This window comes from Accumulibacter sp. (genome assembly GCF_036625275.1).
Lineage (GTDB): Bacteria > Pseudomonadota > Gammaproteobacteria > Burkholderiales > Rhodocyclaceae > Accumulibacter.
On sequence record NZ_JAZKUD010000004.1, the window covers coordinates 97956 to 118572 of the forward strand.

The window sequence follows — 20617 nt, forward strand, 5'->3', positions numbered from 1 at the left end:
GTCAGCAAAATAACCTGTTCATATCCCCGAACACCGGGGACATATCGCACTGATTTCCACCTCCGGGCTTTCCAGGCGGTGCCCGGCAGCTGCCAAGCTGCTCGACAGGGCGCTCATCACCGATTGTTCCTGCAACTCGGTGACGCCGCTGCATTTCGGGCAGACCAGGAACAAGCTGGGAATTCGGTGAGAGGCATGGCGACAAGCGACAAACAGATTCATCCGTCCGATTTTGTGCGCCAAGCCCTGTTCGATCAGGAAATCCAGCGCCCGGTATACCGTGGGAGGTGAAGCATTCGGCCGAGCTTCCTGGATTCTGGCCAGCAGATCATAGGCCTTGACCCCGGTCGGGCTGTTGTACAGCAGCTCAAGCACTTCGCGGCGGATCGCGGTGAGGCTGGCGCCACGGACTTTGCAGGCCGCGTCGGCCTGGTCGAGGGCCTCCTTGTTATCGCAAGGAGACGACAGCACAGCAGTAGGTGTGATTTTCATGGGCAGGCTCTTGGTAGCGCAAATGCAATGTTATAACATTGCATTTTTTGTATCCACTGAAGTTTAGACACTCGCGATCGGCGGCGGATGCCAAAGACATCCCGGTGCCACAAAAAAAGTTGGGGGAAATGCAAAAAAACTTGACATGACATAGGAATCGTGAGGTCGCCGCGCGCTGCTTGTGCAAGGTTCTCGCGCAAGCAGCGCGCGGCGACCAATGAGGGATCGTTTTCGATCTCGGACTTTCCCTCATGTCTCTCGCTGCCAACGTCTGTTTGCTGCTCTCGGAATGGATTTCCTTCCTTCTGGTAGCCGTGCCACCGCGTTCCTGCCGGACCTTCGTCGAACTCTTGATCGGCTGCATGCTCAACCCGGAAGGCTGGGTCACGCGCGCCATCGGGGCGATTCGCCGAGAGGCGCACTGGACGACCTATTACAAGCTGATCGAGCGGGCGCAGGTGTCGGTCACCGAACGGTCACTACGTTTGTTGCAGCTGATACTGCTGGTGTGCCCGGCCGAACGGGTGACCCTGATCCTCGACGATACGCGGGTTCCGCGCTGCGCGAAGCTCGGGCCGGGGATCAGCATCAAACACGATCACAGCCACAAGGCCCATCGGCCGACCTTTCTGAACAGCCAGTGCTGGGTCACGCTGGCCCGGGTCATGCGCGTCCGGTTAGGTTCGGCGCTGACAGTACCGATTCGCTCCTGGCTCCTCGAAGAGTCGGGGCAGCGCGGCAAGCTCTGGGTGGCACGCCAGCTGATGGAGTCGGTCCGGGGGCACGTGAAGGGGGTGCGCTTGCTGATCGATGCCTGGTTCATGCGCCGCAGTCTGATTCTGCCCCTGCTCGAACAGTAGGTCCGGATCATCGGGCAGGTGCGTCGGGATACGGCCTTGTTTCTTCCGCCCGAACCGGAGCCGAAACGCCGAGGACCGAAGCGCAAGTACGGTCAGCGGGTCGATGCGGCGATACTCAAAACCTTGCCGGTGCAGGAGATCGAGCTGACGCTGTACGGCAAGGTGCAGCCGGTTATGCGGTTCAAATTTGGAATTGCTGCAGCCTCCGTCTGTGTTAATATGGTCTGGTTATGGTATTTTATTGGTGTCATTCCGGGCGGGTCGTCACGACAACTGGTGTGGCGCCGACTTCGACATTCCATCAGGAGAAAAAATGCTGCCAGCCATTGCTATCGAACCAATCCCGGCTTCGCCATCCCGCGCTACCGTACATTGCTCCGCCCAGGCCAAGCCGCGGTTGGGTGTTGCCAAGAAGCGCGTGGCGTGGGCGGTCATGGTGTGTTGCACCCTGCTGGCCGGCCAGACCGCGCAGGCCGACGTCCTCGATTTCGACGATCTGGTCATGAATGTCTCCGGTGTGTTGAACGTCCCGACCCCCTACAAAGGTTTCCTGTGGGGCACTGTCGGCGATACCGACTTGTACGCCTGGGGCGATTCCAGCTATTCCGCCGCCAGCAGCTACGGTAACAGCTACAACTCCCCCTCCGGAGAAAACCAGGCATCCAACTATGCCGGCCCTGTACTTGGTCGTCTGGCGAGCGGCGACCCCTTCGATTTCAACGGCGCCTATTTTTCGACTTTCACCATCTACGATGCCCTGCAATCCGATTCCGCTGCGCTCCTCACTCTGGAAGGCTTCAATGGCGCGACCCTGGTCGATAGTCTGACCGTGAATCTGGGTATCGGGTACGACTGGGTACAGGCCGATTTCCTTGGCATCACCTCGTTGCGCATTACCGGCAGCAATACCCTCGTGCAGCCCTATCAAACGCGCTGGATGATCGACGACTTCACCTTCAACGCCACATTCACCGGGGTTCCCGAGCCGCTGACGCTGCTGCTCTCGCTCGCCGGACTGGGGTTGATCGGCCTTTCTCGACCCATCAAGCGGCGGGTGGACGCCGTGGCCGTTCAGGCGTCCAGGTAGCGGCCAAGTTCGACCACGATCACCACGACCCAGGCGAAGATGGCGATGCCGACGGCTGCGGCGGCGATGTCCTTGATGACTTTGATCTTCTCGTTGTGCCGCTCCTCGACGAAGTCGCACAGGGCCTCGATGGCGCTGTTCACGATCTCGGCGAAGACCACGAAGGCGGTCACCACCACTATCAGCAGGAAGTCCACCCAGGCGCGCATGGCGAAGGCGCCGGCGAGGACGAAAGCCGACAGGATGAGCTGGTAGGTGACCGACCAGTCGTAGACCACCGCATAGCGCAGGCCCGAAAAGACGGTATGGAGCTTGCGCAGCGGGTGATAACCCGGCTCGCCGGTGCCGATGAACTGGTGACGCATCAGCCCTTCCGGTTCCAGATCGGCAGTGCGTAGAGCAAAGCCGAACACAGCACGCCGGCCGCGATGCCGAACAGCACGTCGGACAGGAAATGCACTTGCAGGTAGGTGCGCGACAAGCCCACCGTTCCCACCAGCAGCAGGGCAAGCGCCACCTGCCCCATGCGGCGAAAGCCGCCGGTCCATAGCAGCCAAGCGGTGACGAAGGCCGCCGCCTGCATGGCATGTGCGCTGGGGAAGTTCGCGTCGGCGGGCATCAAGACGAGGCTGGGGAAAACATCGGGTCGCGTGCGATCCACCAGCCATTTGATCGTGTGGGCGACGCCCGTTGCGCTGAGCACGGCAGCCGGCAGGAAGGCGCGCCCGCGCCAGTCGCTCCCGCCAGCCCATCGCCAGCTGGCGAAGAGCGCCAGCGGCAGCAGCACGAACAGCGAGCCGAGCCAGGTCGCCGCGCACATGCCGGCCGTGAGCAGCGGGTGCTGCCAGGCGTGCATCAGGTTCAGCCAGGCGCTGTCCACAGGGGCCTCATTCGACCTGTGCGCTCGATTGGCCGGCCATGTCGGCGAGCAGGAAGGGCACCGAGACCTAGCCACCGACCAGGTGGCAGCCTCGCGCCTGCTGACGCGGTGCCGCTTGCCACCGCCGACCCCGGAACAGGTCGATGGCCAGCATCACCAGTCATTCTCCATCACGTAGCTGCCATAGGGCCGCGATATTCCTTCTGTTGCTGAGGAGGCGAAGCTGGTCGATGGCACCGCCGACATTGACCATGTCGTCCGACCTTCACAACCCGCAGTCACGTTGGCATCAATAGCAGGATGGGCATCCCGTATCACGTCCCGATCACCCGATCCGGACTGCCATGCCTGCCACCGCCGCCTGTGCCTCACCGCGCAGTACCGTCTACCGCCGTCGCCATCCCGAGCGCACGCTGCTCTATCGCACGGTGCAGACGCCTCTGGCCACCTGGCTAATATGCCGCTTCGACCTGAACCACGTTGGCGAGACCGATGAGATAGGCCTTCTTCACATCGTCGCCGGACTTTGTCTAGTGCGTGCCATCGACCAGTGGCACTTCGTCCGCACCGGCGCCTCCACCGGTCAGCACCAATGCGAAACAGGCGGCCTCTGCGGCACGCCGCAAATTGCGGAAACCGGAATCTGTAGTCATCTTCTTCCACTCCACGACAGGGACCTAGAGATGACCATGTGGCGACGATCGCTGATCCAGGTAATCGTCCACCGCCAGCATCCCCAGTTGGTGCACGTCGCGTGAAGACTCGGGGATTGTGCCTTGCTGCGGCGGGGAAAACCAGCGCGCCAGATGGGTCCTGAATTTTTCCACCAGCACCGGAACCAGACCCGAGCCAAGCACCACAACCCCGACACGAAGGCGCCGAGGACAAAGTGCGCGGCATTTACCAAGAAGACGGCGTGCTGGCCGGCCTGGGCTTGCGCCAAACGTGGTTCGAGGTCGTTTTTTTAAAAGTCTCTTGGGCCTCTGGGTCCGCCTTGGCCGGCAAGGTGCCGGTCTTCCGGCGCTTCAGGCCGCACTTCTCTTTCAGGAAAACCCGCACTGGGGTAGGCGAACGGGTCAAGCCCGTCAAGCGGGTGATGGCCGCCCCTGCCTCCTGGATGGACGCCGGCGGATGATCCCGAAAATACGCCACGATCGCTTCCCGGTGCGACAACAACTCGCTTTGCGGCCGACGAAAACGCCATTCCTTCAACCCCTCGAAGCCGCCCTCAACGTACTCCTGAAAATACCTGCGCAGGGTCTTGCCCGTGACACTCGCCAGCCGGGCAATGTCCTGGTGCGCCAGCCCCTGGCTCTTCAGCCATAGGACTTCCCTCTTCCGTCGCACCCGTGGGGGCTCATGGCGAAATCGCGCCGAATCCAAAGCCCGCATTTGCGCTTCCGTAAAATCCAGTCTGAGTATGGCCTCCTCACCCCATCTGCGAAAAACAATCGCTCAAGCTTACCAGCGGCTGGCGCATGCAGTTAAGTATTCTGTGACCGTTCTCGGGATATGGCCAGGCTACTTGGGCACTGTCAGACGAAAGGGACGGAAACAGACAAGCCGAACCTACGGCTATTGCGCCACCTCTCGACTCTACCAGTTGAACTTCCCAGAATTGGTGCAAACTGAGCATTGATGAGCCCGGCTACCAGTGAGCCGCCCCCAGATCGGCACCGGAGGGTAGATCGAGCAGCGTTTCATAACGCGCGGCGGTGGGCAACATCCGGGCGCGGTGCTTGATGAAGTCGGCTTGGATCAGCGGGTTCTGACCCACGGTCACTTGAGCAATGTCGGGATCTGGTCCGCCGGGAGCGGACGGCTCAAATGGTAACCCTGGATTTCGTCACATCGATTGGCGCGCAGGAAGTCCCTTTGCGCCTCGTTTTCGACGCCCTCGGCAATCACCGTCAGCGACATGCTGTGTGCCATGGCGATGATGGCCAGCGTGATCGAGGCGTCATCCTTGCCGGCGACCAGGTCGTGTACAAAGGATTTGTCGATTTTCAACTGGTCGATCGGGAATTGCTTCAGGTAATTGAGTGAAGAATAACCGGTGCCGAAGTCGTCGATCGACAAGCGGACGCCGATGGCCTTGAGCGCATGCATGGTCATGATGCTGCCCTGTACGTCCTTCATCAGCAGGCTCTCGGTGATTTCAAGGTCAAGATAGCGGGGTTCCAGATCGGTTTCCCGCAGGATTTCCGCGATCATATTCACCATGCCGGGACGCAGGAACTGGCGGGGCGACAGGTTCACCGCCATGCGCAGCGTTGGCTGGAGGTTCTGCTGCCAGTCCTTCGCCTGCCGGCAGGCGGTTCTCAGCACCCACTCGCCGATACTTTCGATCAGGCCGGTTTCCTCCGCCAGGGGAACGAAGTCGAGCGGCGAGATCAGCCCGCGCCGGGGATGCCGCCAGCGCAACAGGGCTTCGAAGCCGACGATGCGGCCCGCATGCAGGTCCATCTGCGGCTGGTAATGGATTTCCAGTTCCTGACGCGCCAGCGCATGACGCAGACCCTGTTCCATATTCAGCCGCTCCAGGCTGCGGACATGCATCTCGTGGGAGTAGAACTGGATGTTGTTGCGGCCGCTCTCCTTGGCGCGATACATCGCCGTATCGGCGTTTCGCAGCAAGGTTTCGACATCGCCGCCGTCCTTGGGGAACAGGCAGATGCCGATGCTCGCAGTGACCACACATTCATTATGGCCAATATGAAACGGTGTTTCGAGCATCCTCAACAACTTATGCGCGAAGTTCACCACCCGGTCTTCCTGACGCAGGTCCTCCAGCATGCAGATGAATTCATCACCGCCGACGCGGACGATGGTGTCGTCCTTGCGGCCACAGAGCAGCAGCCGGTCAGCGACGGCCCGCAGCAGGGCATCACCGGCACTGTGACCCAGCCCTTCGTTGATCTTCTTGAACTGATCCAGGTCGACGAACAACAGCGCCAGGCTCTGACCGCTCCGGCGCGCGCGATGGCATGCTTGAGGCGGTCGCGCAGCAGGTCGAGGTTGGGCAGATGGGTCAGCGCGTCATGGTTGGCCTGATACCGCATCTGCTCGGTCAAACGGCGGGTTTCGGTGATGTTGCTGAAGGCAATGACGACTCCGACGACGCGCATCTGCTGGTCGTGGATCGGGGCCGCCGAAGCCCGGATGGCGTATTCCTCGCCGGCGTCGTTGCGCAGGATCGAGGGCTCGGGCAGCCGGACCAGTTCGCCTGTTTCGAGGCATAGGGCGACCAGATTGACCGCGCGGTAGCACTCGTGTTCGTCGGCGACCTGGAACATGCTGCCCAGTTCCTGACCGCGTAAAGTGCCTGGCGCAGCGCCGAGCAGGCTTTCGGCGACCGGATTCAGGTACTGCACGGCGCCATTGGCGTCAGTGGTGATCACGGCATCGCCGATCGAGTGCAGGGTGACCTGGGCACGTTCCTCCTGCTCGAACAGAGAACGGATGAGCAGGCGCAGGCGTTGCCAGCTCCACAAGGGACAGCCCAGCCCCTGCACGAGTAGCGTCGCCGCCGGCGGAAACCAGAGCTGCCTGGCATAGAGCAGGACGAAGCTGCTGATCAGGGTCAGCAGCAGCGACAAAGCCGCCACCGGCAAGGTCCAGCGCGCCGGGCAGGCGCTATGGAGCAGCATCGGGAAGAACACCAGTACCCCGGTCAGCAGCAGCGTCCAGTGGCCAGGCAACGGCTGGATGGTCAGACCTTGCCGCAGAGCATCGAGAACGTTGGCGTTGTATTCGACACCCGGCATCAGCCGCGACAAACCGGAAACCGGTGTGGGCAGTGCATCGGCCATGCCACTAGCCGTCGCACCGACCAGTACAAACTTGCCGCGGAAGGTTGCCGGCGGATAATCCCCGCGCAGGACGTCGCGGTACGAAAAATGCTGGAAACGCCCCGGCGGGCCGACAAACGGAATCAGGATGCGAAAATCGCGGCGCCAGGCGTCGGGTGATGGTGGCGCGGTGTGTGGGGCGCGCTCGCCGGGTAACGCCCGCTCGGCCGCGGGGTCGCTCAGTTCGAGCATGGCCAGGGCCAGCGTTGGCCAGTGGGGAGATCCCAGGCCGGCCTTGAGGAAAACGCTGCGGGCAATGCCGTCGAGGTCGAGTTCGACATCGACGTGGCCGATGCCGGCGGCCGCTGCCTGCAGCAGAGGGATCGGCAGGGTCTCCCGCAACTCCTCACCGAGACGGTGCTGTTCATTGAGCACCGGCAGGACGACGCGGCCGTTGGCCGCGAGGGCGCTGGCCAGTTCCGCGTCGGCGCCGGGATCGGTGGTCTCGGGTTCGGCGAAGACGATATTCAGGCCGATGGCCTTCGCCTCGGCCGCCGTTAACTGGCGGGTCAGTTGCGCATGGATGCGCCGTGACCACGGCCAGCGTCCGATTTCCCGCAGGCTTTGCTCGTCAATGGCCACGATCACGATGTCGTCGGCCGGTGCGCGTGACCACGCCATCCGATTCCAGTCGTAGAGGAACAGATCACAGCGATACAGGACGTTGCTTTCGCTCAGAAGCAGCGCAGCCGCCGTCAATAACAGCGAGACAAGGAGCCGTTTGGGCCAGTCAGAACCGGTCTTGGACGTTGCAATCACGACACCCGGATCAAAAGATCAACACCAGCGCGAGCAGGACCACCAGTGCCGCCGGCCAATAGTTGCGCGCAGGAAGCTCGATCCGCTGCACCGGACCATACGGTCCCACGTAACCATCGGCCTCGATGGTGCGTACGCGCAGGTAATAGACGCCGGAATCCGGGCGCGGCAAGCTTACCTGCGCTTCGGATACCCGGCTTTCCAGCTCGAGATCGGCAAAATCGACATCCCTGGCCAGTTGAAAGTCGTACTGCAGGCCGGGCGCAGCCATGCCCCAGCGGAAGGTCAGGCGGTCGGCGGCCAGTTCGGGGGGCTGCATCTGCGCTGCGGCCTGCAGCCGGAACGCTTGCGGGTCGCTGAACGGACCTTCCCGTCCGGTCGAGTCGCGGACAGCGACCCGCCAGAAGTACGGCCCCGGTTCGAGCGGCTGCTCGACGGTCAGGCGCGATTGGCGATGATCGTCCTGCTTGAGCAGCGGGGTCAGGAAGCGTTCGTCGTTGGCCAACTGGAAGAGGTAGCTGGCCGCGCCCTGCGGTTCAGACCATTCGAATAGCAGGGGTTTTTCGACCACGCCACTCTGGTGGGGAGGACGGACGAGGATCGGTGGTTCGGGGCGGGCGTGCAGACGGAAACGGTGTTCGGCGTCGTTTCCTTCAAGGCCCCTGGCGTCGATGCCGCGAATCCGGAGGACGTAATTCCCGTCCGGCAGGTCCGGCCCGCGTATGGCCGAGGTCGACGAGACGGCGTCGAACACGAGGAGGTCGAATTGTTCGTTGGGCGCGACCTGTGCGCGATAGGCTGCTGCCTCCGGCACGGTCGGAAAACTCCAGCGGATCGGCACGCGCGAGACCAGCGGCGGCAACTCACCGAGCGTCGGCGGCGGCAGTAACGCCACCGGCACGAGCGGCGGCTTGCCGGTTTCGGCCAGGGTGCCGAAGCCTTTCGGGATCGACCGGGTTTTGCGGCCACCCTGCAACTCGACCAGTCCTTCGAGCACTTCCAGTCGCGATGTCGCCGTCGCAGGGTCCATGCTGATCCGGTAGCGCGTACCGCGCACGGCCGAATGGGCGGCGGGGGTCCAGATTTCATAACGGTTGCTGGTGCCGGTCGTGCGCGGCGTCACCTCGCTATCGGCGCGACCTTTCTCCAGGCGGGCGCGGGTTTCGACGAACGGCGTCTGACCGCGCGCGCTCAGGATCGCCAGTCGCAGTTCGCTGTCCGCCTGCAGCAACACTCGCGAGCCATCAGCAAATCTCAGGGTGACATTGCTGTCGGGCCCGGTACCCAGGATGTCGCCCTGATGCAGGAACAGTCCGGGATCGACGGCAACCCTTTTTCGGGTCGATGCGATCAGGGCCTGCGCCTGGCCCTGTACCGCCAGGACCAGGGCCTTGGCCGGCAGGCGCTTGAGCCAGGCGACCGGAATTCGCAGCCGGGTTCCTGGGGGCAGATGTTCGGGATCGGTCACCCCGTTGAGCGCCTGCAGCTTCGGCCAGTAGTCCACAACACTCAGATAACGGGTCGAGACATCCCACAGATTGTCGCCAGGACGAACGGTATAGTGCCATTCCTGAGCCTGTGCGGCGGTCGTGAAGAGCATCGCCAGAAGCAGCAGAAGCACGTGCATCGATCGTCTCGCCGAACCGGGCCGCGAGGTTGTGTGCAGGAGGGTGTGCATATTGGGTTCCTTCGTGTTGCAGTATTCTCGATTCTCGATCCGGCGGCGCTATCCAGGCGTGATCAATGTGGGGTTTCGCTTGCCGGCGATGGACTGTGCTGCGCAGCCGAATCCCCTCTGTGCTGTCCTGCATTGTAGTCGATGCTGCCTGCAAAACCCCTACTTGCCGACCCAGGGGGTGCGAATGAAAGTGTTGGCCGCAGTGCCTTGTTCGATCGAGGGGCGTTGACCGCGGTGATCACCCCTTCCCCGCGAGGTTGAGAGGAGCCTGTCGATCCCTCCCAACACTTTCATTCACGTGCGCCGTGCCAAGGCGCTGCTGTCTTGTCCGAGAGCCGGATGCGGGAAATCTGCACGTCCGGTTCGATGATCGGGAGGTGGGAACGGGGCGATGGCGAGACTACTTGGGCACAGTCAGATGAAAGGGACGGAAACAGACCAGCCGAACCTACGGATACCGCGCCACATTTCGGCTCTACATCCGGCGGGCCGCTAGTTTCGTGGTTCGGTGACGAAGGCGATCCTGGAAAGTCCGCACTTCTGTGCTACAGCCAGTACTTCGGTGACGCGCTCGTAGCGCGTATTGCGGTCGGCACGCAGATGCAGCTCGGGATCACGGCCATGAGCGACAACAGCAGAAAAGCGCGCCGGTAGCGCCGCCAGCTCGCTGGCGACGCCGTCTACATAGACTTGCCCATCGCCATTGATGGCGACCGTAATCGTCAGCGGCTTGTCGTCGAGCTTCGTCGAATCGACCCTGGGCAAATCGACCGGCACTGCCTGATGAAAAAGCGGTGCGGTGATGATGAAGATGACCAGCAGCACGAGCATCACGTCGACCAGCGGCGTCGTGTTGATCTCGGCCATCGGCTGCGTCATGCCGCCGTTGTCGAAGGAACCGAAGGACATGGCCGCTCCTTACGCGCTCTTGGCGCCGCGCACTGCGGCAAGGTCGACCAGCTTGTCGCCCGGCCGGCCGCGCAGGCCGGTGGTCAGGTAGGCGTGCAGGTCGTGTGCAAAGCCGTCCATGCGTGCCAGCGTCAGGCGGTTGGTGCGGGTGAAGGCATTGTAGGCGAGTACCGCCGGGATGGCGACGAAGAGGCCAGCGGCGGTCATGATCAGCGCTTCGCCGACCGGACCGGCGACCTTGTCGAGCACCACCTGCGTGGCGCCGGAGAGACCGACCAGCGCGTGGTAGATACCCCACACCGTGCCAAAGAGACCGATGAACGGCGCCGTCGATCCGACCGAGGCGAGGAAAGTCAACCCGGATTCGATCCTTGCCTGCGATTCGACGATCTGGCTGCGCACCGAGCGCGTGACGAATTCGCTGGCGCTGACGCCGGCGCCAATGCCGCGCGAGGCGTTCTGCCGGTGCAGCTCGGCGGCGTTGGCGCCGGCAATCGCTAGCCCGGCGAGCACACTGGTCCTGTCCTCGCGGCGGATCGCCTCGATCGCCGCTGGCAGCGACTCGGCGCCCCAGAAGGCGGCGAGCGCCCTGGCATGGCAGCGACGGGATTGCCACAGGCCATGGATCTTGCCGGCTATCACCCCCCAGCTTGCCAGCGATAACCCGAGCAACAGGATGGCCACAAAGTGCGTGACGGCATCCCCTTGCGCCCAGAACTGCGCCAATCCCATGTCTGTTCGCATCGTTGTTCCTCAGTGGTTCAAGGTGAAATTGAGCGGCACCAGGACGGCGGCTTCAACAGGCGCGTCGCCCTGCCGCGCCGGCACGAAGCGCCAGCGTTCGACGGCGCTCTTCGCAGCCTCGTCGAGGCGCGTAAAGCCGCTTGACTGGCTGATCTCGACGGTAAGCGGCAAGCCGTCGCGACTGACCCGCACACGCAGAACGATCTTGCCTTCTTCGCCCAGACGACGGGACATGGCCGGGTAGACCGGTTTCGGATTCTGCAGGTAGTCGGCATCGAAGCGGGCAGCGGTCATCGGGGTCGGTGCGGCGACGGGGGGCTGTACCAGGGGGGTGGCGACCGGCTCGGGCTGGGGTGCGACGGTGAAGCCGGCTGGCGCGGCATCGTCACGCCGGGCCGCTGTCATTATCGGCGGTGTCGGGGCCTTTAGGGCCTTCTTCAGCACCGGCTGCGGGGACAGCGGCTTCGGCGGTTCGAGCTTCGGCGGCCGCGCTGCCACGGGTTCGATCATGCGGACGGTCAGGGCGCGGATCGGCTCAACCGCTTCGGGGCGGACGGCGACATAGGCAAGGACCAGCATCATCGCGGCATGCAGTGCGAGCACTGCCACACCTGAGATGCTCCGATGTAGCCATCCGGTACCTTCATCGGCGATCGGCGAGTAATACCCCGTCGCGAGGGTATCGTGATCATGGCACACCAGCACTGGGCTTTGTAGAGGCATGGCGACTTTGTGTATTGACTCCGATGTCCTCCGTCGAGCCATGGCCTTGGGCTCATTCGAGGTGTTTGGGTGACGACGAGGCGAGAATTTTATCGATTGAAGACACTTGCAATCTGCGGCATATCGCCGCAGTGATCCTGTTCTGTCTCGCTATTTCCCGGTTTCTCCAGAAAGCCTTGACGGCCTCGCGGGCCTGGTGCTCGTAATCGACAAGATCGAGGGCCATTTATTCTCCATTGCCACCCAGAGACGACTGTTCTTCGGGGCTCAAGCCGTACAACACAAAGACCGCGCGGTTGCACGCCTGCAGGTCGTGTTTGATGGCTGCGCTCGCGAGTTCCTCGCGCAGCGCCAGGGGCACATCTTCCCAGCGCGGAATGCGGATGCGGCGCAGGTATTGCGCCTGAAAGCGCAGAAAGCCGCCGCGCATTCTGGTGGAGTAAGTAGCCACGAAAAGACGCGTCAGTGCCGAGAGCAGCACTGCCTGCAAGGTGCGCAAGTCCCACTCGTCAGAGGTGATAAAGTACAGATTGTGATGCGGATAAAGCTTCCCATCTTCAAACACGATGTGTGCCTCGCCCTTGATGTCGGGAATCAGTAGCTTGGCCCTGGATGCCAGTGCCGGGGTGATTCGGTCAATGGTGCGATACCAGTTGGCCGGAGATTTTTGGGCGCAGTGGCGTTGGGCAATGAGATCACGTCGTGCTTCGAGATGGCGGCGCAAGCGAGGGTAATCCGCGAGATCGACAAGACCGCCGGTATCGGCAAAAGGATTGATCACTCCCTGCCCGCGCCATTGCACCTCGCCTGAGACGATGTCTTGAGTGGTCGCCAGCGGCAATTTTCGATCCGGCTCGACATCAAGGTTCTCATAATCGCCGATGAATGCCGTATCGGCCCCGGTCGCCACCCCGATACCGACCTTGCAGCCAACCTCTTCCAGGCTTGGAAATGCTTGCTCAAGGCGGCGAATCAGGGCCATTTGATCCGAAGATTCGAGCAACCAGGGCTGCGAACCATGGGTGACGCGAGCCAGTTCACGTACCGGACAGGCTTCCTGTGGCAAGGCCGGCGCACACAGCAAGCCGGCCAGGCTTGTCAGCGTGGCCCGGTCGATGTCTGGGCGATGGGCAATGCGGGTCACGCCGGCGGCTTCGCGACTGATGATGGTGATTGCGGGGTAAGCGGCCACATCGGATTGAAACGCTGCGGTGTCCACCATGTCGACGTAGATTTTGAGATGGAAATGTTGCGCCACGAGGCCGCGAAGCGGCCCGCCATAGCGGTTCTTCATCCAGCGATCGGCACAGATGAAACCGAGTTTGCCTTTCGCGGCAAGGACCGATAGCGATCGTTCGATGAACGGGATGTAAAGGTCGGCGCGGTCATACATGGTCTGGTAGCGGCAGCGGTACTCGGTGAGCAGCGCTGCCGGAATCAGTTCCTGGCGAACATACGGCGGATTGCCGACGACAAAGTCGAATGATCCGTCGAGTGGGGCGATCAGGAAATCGCCCTGGCAAAGCCAGCGATCTGCGAGACTCGCCGCCGTGACCGCCGGTAATCCTTTGAGCTTGAGCAATTCAACGACCGCAAGATGCGTGCAATGAAAGGTGTCGCGATGCAGTTCGACAGCCCGGATCGCATCACCCATCTCCTTCAGCGCCGATCCGCCAGCCTGCGACATTCGCCACGCGCTGACCAGCCGGCCAACGATGGGCAGAAGGAAGTCACCACCACCGAATGACGGTTCCAGGAGTCTCTTCTCGTACAGTGCCTGATCTGCTGTGTAGCCGAGCAGATCAAGAATGAAATCCACCACCTCGCGGCGTGTGAAGATGGCACCGCGCGACTTGCTTCCTGACGCCGAAGACCATTTTTCAATCTCGATGGCGACCTCGGGTGGAGGGGGCCTACTCGAAGGGCTGCCGAGGTCCAATTTGAGCTGTGTGGTGAGCAAATTTGGCATTCTCTCAATTTTCAATGATCGATCCTGGCAGGGCGGCAACGTCGGATTTTCCGACCTGTACGGCTGACCGGGCAGACCGGCAAGTTCGATGGCGTGCCCGGTGTCCGGGCACGCCAGCACTCATAATTATGTATTTCGCCGCAAAAGCCAAGGCGTTCTGGTGTAGAATTCCTTGCCAGCCACGAAGCCTTGCCATGCTCGCGAATCCCTCCCAGGACCATCGATGCCGTTGCCCTCACCCTCTGCCCAACGCACCCGCATGCATGTGCGCAGCGTTCAACTCGATGGTTACAAGCGTGACGATGGTTGCTGGGACATCGAGGCGCGACTGGTCGACACCAAGGACCACGACTATCCGCTGTCGTCGGGTTTGCGGCAGCGCGGCGAAGCGGTGCACGACATGTGGGTGCGGGTGACCATCGACCACCAGATGAATGTTCTCGACGCCGTGGCCTGCACCGATGCCATGCCTTACACGGGCTATTGTGATCGGATCACCCCGGATTACACGCAACTGGTCGGCCTCAACCTCTTTCATGGTTTTCGCACGGCAGTCAAGAATCTGTTCCGTGGCACGCGCGGTTGCTCGCATCTCAGCGAGCTCTTGATGTTCCTGCCAACCGCGGCGCTGCAGACCTTTGCCAGTGACGTACTCGATAACGATGATAGCGCGCACAAGCCCTATCAGCTCGACCGTTGCCACGCGCTGGAATCGCATTCGGACGCAGTACGGCGCTATTACCCGCGCTGGTACCGTGGCCAGAAGCCCGGGTAGGACGGACATCCTGCCTGTGGTTCGTTACGTTTTGCAACCTTAACTCAAGCAAGGAAAGCGCATGAAAATTCACGAATATCAGGGCAAGGAACTCCTGAAGAAATTCGGCGTCGTGGTTCCGCGCGGGGTGTTCTGTCCGACCGTCGATGATGCGGTCAAGGCAGCCGAAACCCTGGGAGGCAAGGTCTGGGTGGTGAAGGCCCAGATCCATGCGGGTGGTCGTGGCAAGGGCGGTGGCGTCAAGGTGGCCAAGTCGCTGGACGAGGTCCGCGAGTATGCCGGCCAGATCCTGGGCATGCAGCTCGTCACGCACCAGACCGGTCCGGCAGGCCAGAAGGTGCGCCGGTTGCTGATCGAAGAGGGCGCCGACATCCGCAAGGAGTACTACGTGGCTGCGCTGACCGACCGGGCGTCGCAAAAGGTCGTGATGATGGCTTCTTCGGAAGGCGGCATGAATATCGAGGAAGTTGCCCATGCGACGCCGGAGAAAATCCTCAAGGCCTTCATCGATCCGGAGGATGGGCTGAGCGACGCACAGGCGGCCGAGCTGGCCACTGGCATCGGTGTCCCGGCCGAGTCTGTCGACCGCGCCGTTGCAACGCTCAAGGGTCTTTACAATTGCTACATGCAGACCGATGCCTCGCTGGCAGAGATCAACCCGCTGATTCTCGAAGGCAACGGCGACATCAAGGCGATCGACGCCAAGTTCAACTTCGACTCCAACGCCCTCTACCGGCAGCCCGAGATCATGGCCTACCGGGACCTCGACGAGGAGGACCCCGATGAACTCGAGGCCTCCAAGTTCGACCTCTCGTACATTTCGCTCGACGGTAACATCGGCTGCCTGGTCAATGGCGCCGGCCTGGCGATGGCGACCATGGACACCATCAAGCTGTTTGGCGCCGAACCGGCCAACTTCCTCGACGTCGGTGGCGGTGCGACCACCGAGAAAGTCACCGAAGCCTTCCAGATCATGCTCAGAAATCCCAAGGTCAAGGGAATTCTGGTGAACATCTTCGGTGGCATCATGCGCTGCGACACGATCGCCACCGGCGTCGTGGCAGCCGCCAGGGAAACGCACCTCTCGGTGCCGCTGGTGGTCCGCATGAAGGGGACCAACGAGGATATCGGCAAGCAGATCCTCGGTGATTCGGGTCTGCCGATCATCACTGCCGATTCAATGGCTGATGCCGCCACCAAGATCGTTGCTGCGGTCAGTTAAGGAGCCACCATGTCGATTCTGATTAACAAAGATACCAAGATCATCACCCAGGGCATCACCGGCAAGACCGGGCAGTTCCATACCGAGAAGTGCCAGGAATACGCCAACGGCAAGAACTGCTTCGTCGCCGGCGTGAACCCCAAGAAAGCCGGCGAGAGTATTTTCGGCATTCCGATCTATGGCTCAGTCAAGGAAGCCGCCGTCCAGACCGGTGCGACCGTCTCGGTGATCTACGTGCCGCCGCCAGGTGCTGCCGCAGCGATCTGGGAAGCGGTCGAAGCCGACCTCGATCTGGTCGTCTGTATCACCGAAGGCATTCCGGTGCGCGACATGCTGATCGTGCGCAACAAGATGCTCAGGAAGGAAGCCGCTGGCGGCAAGAAGACGTTGCTGCTCGGGCCGAACTGCCCGGGACTGATCACCCCGGATGAAGTCAAGATCGGCATCATGCCCGGTCACATTCATCGCAAGGGGCGCATCGGTGTGGTTTCGCGCTCGGGCACGCTGACCTACGAAGCGGTTGGACAGTTGACCGAAATCGGTCTTGGCCAGTCGTCTGCGGTGGGTACCGGCGGTGATCCGATCAACGGCCTCAAGCACATCGACATCATGCGCCTGTTCAACGACGATCCGGATACCGACGCGGTGATCATGATCGGTGAAATCGGCGGTCCTGATGAAGCTGACGCCGCTGTGTGGTGCAAGGCGAACATGAAGAAGCCGATCGTCGGGTTCATTGCCGGTGTAACCGCTCCGGCAGGCAAGCGCATGGGCCATGCCGGGGCACTGATTTCGGGCGGTGCGGATACTGCGGACGCCAAGCTGGCGATCATGGAAGAGTGTGGTTTCAAGGTCACCCGTGATCCTTCGGTCATGGGCAGGATGATCCAGTCCCTGATTTAGGGTGCCTGTGGTTGCCTGTTGTGCTGGCCTGAATTCCTGGCAAAAAAGGGCAGACTCCGGTCTGCCTTTTTTGTTTGCCCTTGATCTGTGACATTTGCCGTTAAAATCGCCGCTGCAAGCTGCAAACTATGAATGATGTAGAAGTCGCGTCAGCGACTCATGACTCTCTCCTCTCCACTCGCGGGCGAGGGGTTGAGGGAGAGGGAAACGGTCATGACTTTCATGATCGGGGTACTGGAAAAGTCGTGACCGTTAAGTTGAAAAGATCGTGCTGATCGTTTGATTCCGAAGTGCCGAACTGGAGGCAACACGATGCCACTGTTTCTGAGTGAAAAAGAGGTTGAGAAACTGCTGACCATGCCGCTGGCACTCGCGGCAGTCGAGGCTGCGCACCGTGATCTCGCGTCGATGCAGGGCTGCGATACCCCCCGGCAACGGACGCGCCTGCCACAGACGACGCTGCATATCCTGCAGGGGGCATTGCCGCAACTCGACGTCATCGGGTACAAGGCCTACACCAGTAACCGCTCGGGTGTGCGCTTCCTGGTTTATCTGTATCGTGCCTCGACTGGCAGTCTGCGCGCCGTGCTGGAAGCCGATCGCCTGGGCATGATGCGTACGGGTGCGGCAGCCGGCATCGCGACACGCTGGCTGGCCAGGTCCGATGCCCGCGTGGCGGGCGTGTTTGGTGCCGGCTGGCAGGCCGAAGGGCATCTCGAAGCGATCGCAGCGGTGCGCCCGCTGCAACGGATCAAGGTCTACGCACGCCATGCCGAGCGCTTGGCAGCCTTTTGTACGAGAATGTCCGAACGGCTTGCGCTCGAGGTGCTTGCCGTGGCTTCCCCCGAAGAGGTGGTGCGGGGCAGTGATATCGTCAGCACGGTGACCACGTCGGCGACGCCCCTGTTCAATGCCGAGTGGCTTGCACCGGGAACACACATCAATGCCGCCGGATCGAATTCGCTGATCCGCAGGGAACTTGGCGAGGACGTCATCAAACGTTGCTCGCCGATCATCGTCGACAGCGTGGCAACGGCACTGTGTGAAGCAGGTGATCTGCTGCCGCTGCTGGAAAAAGGGCGCCTGCATGCGCGTCAGTTGATCGAACTCGGCGACGTCATTTGCGGTCGGCAGGCAGGGCGTTCGACGCCTGACGAGATCACCCTGTTCGAGTCACAGGGCATGGCCGTTCAGGATCTGGCCGTCGCCGTAACCCTTGAGAATTTGGCACGTGAGTACGGTTTCGGTGTCGAACTGCCTTATGGCGGATAGTCCTGGCAGAGGGTGTCAAGGCTGCCGCTCTGCTTGAGAGATGGAATGCTGATGGCCGTCTGGATTTGCTGATCAGTGATGGGAGTGGACGTGGCAAACAGTCTGTTGGGAGCGCTCGAAATCGCTGCCCGTACCGACCCCGGATTGGTCAGGGGGAAAAATGAGGATTCGGTCTTTGCCGATGCCAATCAAGGACTGGTGATCCTGGCTGACGGAATGGGCGGGTACAATGCCGGAGAAATCGCCAGCAACATGGCGACCAAACTCCTCTCATCCAGGCTGGCCACCGCTTTCAAGGCGACTGCCGCGTACCAGACCGACAGCGGTAGCGGACTGCTGTTTGCGCATCGTTGCCTCAAGGAGCAGATCGCGGCGGTGAATTTGGCGATCTATCAGGCGTCGGAGCGTCAATCGAAATTTGGCGGGATGGGCACCACGCTGGTCGCTGCCGTATTCTGCGATGATCAGGTGGTGGTCGCCCACATTGGCGATTCGCGTCTGTATCGACTGCGGGGCGATCAGTTCATGGCCATGACCCACGACCACTCGGTCCTGCAGGAGCAGATAGATAGCGGTCTGATTTCAGCGGCAGAGGCGCGTTACTCATTGCAGCGGAACCTGGTGACACGCGCTGTCGGCATCGAGGCAGAGGTTGAAGCGGAGATTCATGTTCACCCGGTGCGTCCAGGGGATGTTTACCTGCTATGTTCCGATGGTCTTTACGACCTGGTCGAAGAGGTGGAAATCCATTACACCCTGGAAATGCATGCTGTCAATCTTGAGCGCTCGGCAGCGAAACTGATCCAGATGGCCAACGACAATGGTGGGAACGACAATATTTCGGTGGTGGTGATCAAGGTTCTGCATGCATTCCCGGCCGCCAAAAGAGGCTGGTCCAAACTCTGGTCATGGCTCAATTAAGGACGAAGAAGGCGATGGCAAAGCTCATACTCAGCATGGATGGTCTGGTTCTCAAGGAGATCCCGCTGCTCAAGGAGCGGGTGAGCATCGGCCGCAAGGCACATAACGACATTCAGATCGACAATATGGCGATCAGCGGCGAACATGCGGCGGTGGTGACCATCCTCAATGATTCCTTCCTTGAGGATCTCAACAGCACCAACGGAACGTTGGTCAACGGCCAGCCGGTCAAGAAGCATTTCCTGAAGGACGGCGACGTCATCGAGCTTGGCAAGTACAAAATGAAGTACATTCTCGCAACAGTGACTCAGCACGAGGTTTCACCTTATGAACAGACGACGCAACCGCCGCGGTCAGCAGTCGTGCACAAGGTTCCGAGTGCTGCGGATGCGACGCCGGCCAGTGCATCGCAGCCCGCGGGGTTGGCGCCTGCCTTCGGCACGGCTGCGATCCGCTTGCTCAGTGGTTCCAACGCCGGACATCAGTTGCAACTGACCAAAACCTTGACCACTCTCGGCAAGCCCGGCCAGGTGGCGGTGATCGCCAGAAGGCCGCACGGCCACTTCCTGACCCACGTCGAAGGCGCCTTCCCGGTCTTGAACGGCCGGGTCATCGACGCGCAGGCGCGTCTTCTGGAGAACCATGACCTGATCGAGATCGCCGGGGTGAAGATGGAATTCCTCATCAAGCCGTGATGAACGATCGTATTCTCTGCGGGCGAGACCGCACGGCTTCCCTGCCGATCACGAAGAGCAGACTCGGAAAGCGGATGAATCCGGCTGCACCGCCATGAGAGTCAGGGTCCTCGGCTGTAGTGGAGGTATTGGCGGACGTCATCGGCGAACTACGGCGATGCTCGTCGATCATGATCTGCTCATCGATGCAGGGACGGGGGTCGCTGATTTATCGCTTGCCGAACTGGCGCTCATCGACCATGTGTTCCTGACCCACTCACACCTTGATCACATTGCCTTGCTGCCCCTGCTGATTGATTCGGTCAGCGACTTGCGCGACAAACCCCTAACGGTCTATGCAACGGCCGCGACACTCGAGATCATCGGCAAACATATCTTCAACTGGGCGATCTGGCCGGATTTCAGCGTGATCCCGAGCCGCGAGAATCCCATCATGCGCTACCAGTCGATCCACCTCGGCCAGTCGGTGCGGCTTGGTGAGCGAACGATTACGGCGCTTCCTGCCGAGCACACGGTACCGGCGGTGGGCTATCAGCTCGACTCAGGAATGGGCAGCCTGGTCTTTACCGGCGACACCACCGCCAATGATGTCTTCTGGCCGGTGGTCAATCGCATTGCCAATCTGCGCTATTTGCTGATTGAAACGGCCTTTCCGAACTGCGAACAAGGGCTTGCCGAAATCTCCAAACACCTCTGTCCGAAGATGCTGGCGAATGAGTTGAAGAAGCTGTCAATTGCTCCAGAAATCTATATCAGTCATCTGAAGCCCAGCCAGATCGAGTTGACGATGGCTGAAATCCAGGCCTGCGCAGGTGAATTCAAACCGAGGATGCTACAGAGCAATCAGGTCTTCGAGTTCTGATGAACTGCGCGCAGT

At 61.3% G+C, this 20617-nt stretch carries 22 protein-coding genes and 4 pseudogenes; 13 read left to right on the plus strand and 13 right to left on the minus strand.

The window, feature by feature from the left end; all coding sequences use genetic code 11:
* Positions 1-18: 18 nt before the first annotated feature.
* Complete coding sequence (locus V5B39_RS03585; RefSeq protein ID WP_332341528.1) at positions 19-492, minus strand: transcriptional repressor; 474 nt, start codon at positions 490-492, stop codon at positions 19-21.
* Between the two features lie 251 nt (positions 493-743).
* Here V5B39_RS03585 and V5B39_RS03590 point away from each other — a divergent pair.
* Positions 744-1580: pseudogene (locus V5B39_RS03590) on the plus strand (IS701 family transposase); the annotation flags it as partial.
* A 709-nt stretch (positions 1581-2289) separates the two neighbouring features.
* Positions 2290-2439 (plus strand): PEP-CTERM sorting domain-containing protein, encoded by a 150-nt coding sequence (locus V5B39_RS22130; protein WP_434735647.1) that lies wholly within the window; start codon positions 2290-2292, stop codon positions 2437-2439.
* Here the strand turns inward: V5B39_RS22130 and V5B39_RS03600 are convergent.
* Together V5B39_RS03600 and V5B39_RS03605 are read right to left on the minus strand one after the other, a co-directional pair.
* Entirely contained in the window at positions 2424-2804 is a 381-nt protein-coding gene (locus V5B39_RS03600; protein WP_332341533.1) for a diacylglycerol kinase, read from the minus strand. The genes V5B39_RS22130 and V5B39_RS03600 overlap by 16 nt on opposite strands.
* A complete protein-coding gene (locus V5B39_RS03605) occupies positions 2804-3319 on the minus strand; it encodes a phosphatase PAP2 family protein (protein ID WP_332341535.1) in 516 nt (171 codons plus the stop codon). Before V5B39_RS03605 ends, V5B39_RS03600 begins: the two co-directional genes overlap by 1 nt.
* Positions 3320-3663: 344 nt before the next feature.
* Here V5B39_RS03605 and V5B39_RS03610 point away from each other — a divergent pair, with 344 nt between their 5' ends.
* The 3 genes from V5B39_RS03610 (at position 3664) to V5B39_RS03620 (ending at position 4645) form a co-directional block, all read left to right on the plus strand.
* On the plus strand, positions 3664-4077 hold the full coding sequence (locus V5B39_RS03610; RefSeq protein ID WP_332341537.1) for a hypothetical protein: 414 nt from the start codon (positions 3664-3666) through the stop codon (positions 4075-4077).
* A 131-nt stretch (positions 4078-4208) separates the two neighbouring features.
* The gene (locus V5B39_RS03615; protein WP_332341539.1) at positions 4209-4454 is read left to right on the plus strand and encodes a hypothetical protein; all 246 of its coding nucleotides are present in this window, start codon (positions 4209-4211) and stop codon (positions 4452-4454) included.
* Positions 4451-4645 carry a hypothetical protein gene (locus V5B39_RS03620; RefSeq protein WP_332341541.1) on the plus strand — a complete coding sequence of 65 codons (195 nt, stop codon included), beginning with the start codon at positions 4451-4453 and terminating at the stop codon, positions 4643-4645. The genes V5B39_RS03615 and V5B39_RS03620 overlap by 4 nt, the downstream gene beginning before the upstream one ends.
* Here the strand turns inward: V5B39_RS03620 and V5B39_RS22135 are convergent.
* The 10 genes and pseudogenes from V5B39_RS22135 to V5B39_RS03665 form a co-directional block, all read right to left on the minus strand.
* A pseudogene (locus V5B39_RS22135) lies at positions 4586-4711 on the minus strand (IS630 family transposase); the annotation flags it as partial. The gene V5B39_RS03620 and the pseudogene V5B39_RS22135 overlap by 60 nt on opposite strands.
* Positions 4712-4967: 256 nt before the next feature.
* Positions 4968-5102 (minus strand): hypothetical protein, encoded by a 135-nt coding sequence (locus V5B39_RS03625; RefSeq protein ID WP_332341543.1) that lies wholly within the window; start codon positions 5100-5102, stop codon positions 4968-4970.
* The gene (locus tag V5B39_RS03630; RefSeq protein WP_332341545.1) at positions 5099-6268 is read right to left on the minus strand and encodes a putative bifunctional diguanylate cyclase/phosphodiesterase; all 1170 of its coding nucleotides are present in this window, start codon (positions 6266-6268) and stop codon (positions 5099-5101) included. The genes V5B39_RS03625 and V5B39_RS03630 overlap by 4 nt, the downstream gene beginning before the upstream one ends.
* 125 nt (positions 6269-6393) lie before the next feature.
* A pseudogene (locus V5B39_RS03635) lies at positions 6394-7929 on the minus strand (CHASE2 domain-containing protein); the annotation flags it as partial.
* 10 nt (positions 7930-7939) lie between these two features.
* Positions 7940-9556 carry a FecR family protein gene (locus tag V5B39_RS03640; RefSeq protein WP_332341547.1) on the minus strand — a complete coding sequence of 539 codons (1617 nt, stop codon included), beginning with the start codon at positions 9554-9556 and terminating at the stop codon, positions 7940-7942.
* A gap of 543 nt (positions 9557-10099) precedes the next feature.
* Positions 10100-10516: an ExbD/TolR family protein gene (locus V5B39_RS03645; protein ID WP_332341549.1), complete on the minus strand. Its 417-nt coding sequence runs from the start codon at positions 10514-10516 to the stop codon at positions 10100-10102.
* A gap of 9 nt (positions 10517-10525) precedes the next feature.
* Positions 10526-11260, minus strand: a complete 735-nt coding sequence (locus V5B39_RS03650; RefSeq protein WP_332341551.1) for a MotA/TolQ/ExbB proton channel family protein — start codon at positions 11258-11260, stop codon at positions 10526-10528.
* Positions 11261-11269: 9 nt separating this feature from the next.
* The gene (locus tag V5B39_RS03655; protein ID WP_332341552.1) at positions 11270-11983 is read right to left on the minus strand and encodes an energy transducer TonB; all 714 of its coding nucleotides are present in this window, start codon (positions 11981-11983) and stop codon (positions 11270-11272) included.
* Between the two features lie 133 nt (positions 11984-12116).
* Positions 12117-12209: pseudogene (locus V5B39_RS03660) on the minus strand (restriction endonuclease); the annotation flags it as partial.
* Positions 12210-13805: an Eco57I restriction-modification methylase domain-containing protein gene (locus V5B39_RS03665; RefSeq protein ID WP_332341602.1), complete on the minus strand. Its 1596-nt coding sequence runs from the start codon at positions 13803-13805 to the stop codon at positions 12210-12212.
* Here V5B39_RS03665 and V5B39_RS03670 point away from each other — a divergent pair.
* The 8 genes from V5B39_RS03670 (at position 13792) to V5B39_RS03705 (ending at position 20602) form a co-directional block, all read left to right on the plus strand.
* Positions 13792-14019 (plus strand): hypothetical protein, encoded by a 228-nt coding sequence (locus tag V5B39_RS03670; protein WP_332341603.1) that lies wholly within the window; start codon positions 13792-13794, stop codon positions 14017-14019. The genes V5B39_RS03665 and V5B39_RS03670 overlap by 14 nt on opposite strands.
* Positions 14020-14175: 156 nt before the next feature.
* A complete protein-coding gene (locus V5B39_RS03675) occupies positions 14176-14727 on the plus strand; it encodes a DUF2889 domain-containing protein (RefSeq protein WP_332341553.1) in 552 nt (183 codons plus the stop codon).
* A 61-nt stretch (positions 14728-14788) separates the two neighbouring features.
* Positions 14789-15949 carry an ADP-forming succinate--CoA ligase subunit beta gene (sucC, locus tag V5B39_RS03680; protein ID WP_332341554.1) on the plus strand — a complete coding sequence of 387 codons (1161 nt, stop codon included), beginning with the start codon at positions 14789-14791 and terminating at the stop codon, positions 15947-15949.
* Positions 15950-15958: 9 nt separating this feature from the next.
* On the plus strand, positions 15959-16852 hold the full coding sequence (gene sucD, locus V5B39_RS03685; RefSeq protein ID WP_332341555.1) for a succinate--CoA ligase subunit alpha: 894 nt from the start codon (positions 15959-15961) through the stop codon (positions 16850-16852).
* Between the two features lie 312 nt (positions 16853-17164).
* Positions 17165-18124 carry an ornithine cyclodeaminase family protein gene (locus V5B39_RS03690; protein ID WP_332341557.1) on the plus strand — a complete coding sequence of 320 codons (960 nt, stop codon included), beginning with the start codon at positions 17165-17167 and terminating at the stop codon, positions 18122-18124.
* A 90-nt stretch (positions 18125-18214) separates the two neighbouring features.
* Positions 18215-19045 carry a Stp1/IreP family PP2C-type Ser/Thr phosphatase gene (locus V5B39_RS03695; RefSeq protein ID WP_332341559.1) on the plus strand — a complete coding sequence of 277 codons (831 nt, stop codon included), beginning with the start codon at positions 18215-18217 and terminating at the stop codon, positions 19043-19045.
* 14 nt (positions 19046-19059) lie between these two features.
* Positions 19060-19740 carry an FHA domain-containing protein gene (locus tag V5B39_RS03700; RefSeq protein ID WP_332341561.1) on the plus strand — a complete coding sequence of 227 codons (681 nt, stop codon included), beginning with the start codon at positions 19060-19062 and terminating at the stop codon, positions 19738-19740.
* A gap of 94 nt (positions 19741-19834) precedes the next feature.
* Complete coding sequence (locus V5B39_RS03705; RefSeq protein ID WP_332341563.1) at positions 19835-20602, plus strand: 3',5'-cyclic-nucleotide phosphodiesterase; 768 nt, start codon at positions 19835-19837, stop codon at positions 20600-20602.
* The last annotated feature ends 15 nt before the right edge of the window (positions 20603-20617 follow it).

Bases quoted from the DNA above. Each gene is read 5' to 3' on its own strand.
- V5B39_RS03705 (WP_332341563.1), top strand. From the start codon at position 19,835: ATGAGAGTCAGGGTCCTCGGCTGTAGTGGAGGTATTGGCGGACGTCAT.
- V5B39_RS03650 (WP_332341551.1), bottom strand. From the start codon at position 11,260: ATGCGAACAGACATGGGATTGGCGCAGTTCTGGGCGCAAGGGGATGCC.
- sucC (WP_332341554.1), top strand. From the start codon at position 14,789: ATGAAAATTCACGAATATCAGGGCAAGGAACTCCTGAAGAAATTCGGC.
- sucD (WP_332341555.1), top strand. From the start codon at position 15,959: ATGTCGATTCTGATTAACAAAGATACCAAGATCATCACCCAGGGCATC.
- V5B39_RS03585 (WP_332341528.1), bottom strand. From the start codon at position 492: ATGAAAATCACACCTACTGCTGTGCTGTCGTCTCCTTGCGATAACAAG.
- V5B39_RS03700 (WP_332341561.1), top strand. From the start codon at position 19,060: ATGGCAAAGCTCATACTCAGCATGGATGGTCTGGTTCTCAAGGAGATC.
- V5B39_RS03675 (WP_332341553.1), top strand. From the start codon at position 14,176: ATGCCGTTGCCCTCACCCTCTGCCCAACGCACCCGCATGCATGTGCGC.
- V5B39_RS03645 (WP_332341549.1), bottom strand. From the start codon at position 10,516: ATGTCCTTCGGTTCCTTCGACAACGGCGGCATGACGCAGCCGATGGCC.
- V5B39_RS03690 (WP_332341557.1), top strand. From the start codon at position 17,165: ATGCCACTGTTTCTGAGTGAAAAAGAGGTTGAGAAACTGCTGACCATG.
- V5B39_RS03655 (WP_332341552.1), bottom strand. From the start codon at position 11,983: ATGCCTCTACAAAGCCCAGTGCTGGTGTGCCATGATCACGATACCCTC.
- V5B39_RS22130 (WP_434735647.1), top strand. From the start codon at position 2,290: ATGATCGACGACTTCACCTTCAACGCCACATTCACCGGGGTTCCCGAG.
- V5B39_RS03610 (WP_332341537.1), top strand. From the start codon at position 3,664: ATGCCTGCCACCGCCGCCTGTGCCTCACCGCGCAGTACCGTCTACCGC.
- V5B39_RS03670 (WP_332341603.1), top strand. From the start codon at position 13,792: ATGAAATCCACCACCTCGCGGCGTGTGAAGATGGCACCGCGCGACTTG.
- V5B39_RS03640 (WP_332341547.1), bottom strand. From the start codon at position 9,556: ATGCACGTGCTTCTGCTGCTTCTGGCGATGCTCTTCACGACCGCCGCA.
- V5B39_RS03620 (WP_332341541.1), top strand. From the start codon at position 4,451: ATGATCCCGAAAATACGCCACGATCGCTTCCCGGTGCGACAACAACTC.
- V5B39_RS03600 (WP_332341533.1), bottom strand. From the start codon at position 2,804: ATGCGTCACCAGTTCATCGGCACCGGCGAGCCGGGTTATCACCCGCTG.